Annotated in this window: 1 protein-coding gene; it reads right to left on the reverse strand. The window is 65.2% G+C overall.

All coding sequences use genetic code 11. The features are described 5' to 3' along the window. Positions 1-123 precede the first annotated feature (123 nt). Positions 124-1,086 (reverse strand): hypothetical protein, encoded by a 963-nt coding sequence (locus tag AAFP05_RS00425; protein ID WP_341727876.1) that lies wholly within the window; start codon positions 1,084-1,086, stop codon positions 124-126. Between the last annotated feature and the right edge of the window lie 490 nt (positions 1,087-1,576).

Raw genomic sequence — 1,576 nt, forward strand, 5'->3', positions numbered from 1 at the left:
ACCGGCGATCCCGGTCGCTGTAGGAACGGTCATTTGATGACCTGCGATCCCGGTCGCCGTGGGAGCGCTCATTCGGCGATCCATAAGGCTTGCGGTCGCCGCGGTCGTATCGCTCGTCGCGGGTTACACGCTTCTGGGAGCCATCGCTACGATCGCCACCCGATTGGTATCGCCGCTCGCCTTCCGGACGCCGCGAGTAGCCGCGCCCACCATCACCTTCACCACGATCAGATTGATAGCGACGCTCGCCCTGCGGACGACGCGAGTAGCCGCGCCCACCATCACCTTCACCACGATCGGACTGATAGCGACGCTCGCCCTGCGGACGACGCGAGTAGCCGCGCTCGCGATCGTCCTCACGACGATCTCGCTGATCGCGAGGCCCCCGATCTGAGCGCCTATCCTGCCCTGCCGAATCGGAGCGTCGGTACCGATCATCGGCCGAACGCCCGCCTTGACGGTTGTTACCGTACGAGCGGCCCGACCCCTGGTAGCCGCCTCGTCCACCCTCGCTGCGCGGGTAACCTCTGTCTTCCGAACCGCTTCCTCTTGACTGGCCACCGCGCGCGTAGTCGCCTTGTCTCGATTCGCGACGATCATCGTCCCGACGCGAATCCCCACGCGAATAGCCGCGATCCTTGGAATCGCCGCCGCGGGAGTAACGGCCGTCACGCCGGTCGTCCGAGCGATAGCCCTCGCCGCGCGAGTAGCCTCCTTGCCGAGAGCCACTTCCACCGCGAGAGTCAGCACCACGGGAGTCACCACTACGCCCATAGCCTCCCGAACGCGAGCCACTTCCACCGCGAGACGGGCCACCCGAACGAGCGTCCCGCGAACCACCGCTGCGGAACTCGCTACTACGGGAGTACCCACCAGACTTGGTGCCACGGGACTCACCGCCGCGGGAGTCCTCACTACGGGAATAGCCGCCCCGTGAATCGCCGTCGCGCGAGTAACCTCCACGAGAGTCCCGGTTGCGCGAATCCGAACCGCGACCACTGTCATCGCCGGCGCGGTTGTTGCCCCATGAACCTCCACCTCGAGAGCCGCCGCTTCGAGAGCCGCCTCGGGCGTCTCTGGAACCACCGCCCCTGGAATAGCCGCCCCGCGAGCCGCCACTGGACGAAGGACGCGAGCCGCCGCTGCGTCCGGAGGGCCTACGGTCGCCGCGCGAGTAGTCGCCACCGTCGCCAGGTTGCTGGTCTGAGGAGTTCATGAGTTCAATTCTGCCTGTCTGCTGTGCTGTCTGACGAGTCGGCGTCACTCAAGCCGGACGATCTGTCATCCAGCTATCGTGGCAGTTTCATTCGGCTGACGAAAGCCCGCCGGCCGAATCGATCCTACGGTTCGTTGCTTGTCTGCCCGTCGCATTTCGCTGCTGGCAGCCGTGCCTGTGGGCGGATGCCGACACACCAACGACTCATCGCACTCGCCGGCCTGCCCGCTCATTGCGTTTAGGAAGTTCCCTCAGCTTGGTGCCAAGAATAAAAAAGCCCCCCGGAAGCATTGCTTCCGGGGGGCTTATAATGTCCGGCGGTGTCCTAGTCTCCCACAGGCTCCCGCCTGCAGTACAATC

It is taken from the genome of Brooklawnia sp., from assembly GCF_032229645.1.
In the GTDB taxonomy this organism is placed as follows: Bacteria; Actinomycetota; Actinomycetes; order Propionibacteriales; family Propionibacteriaceae; genus Brooklawnia.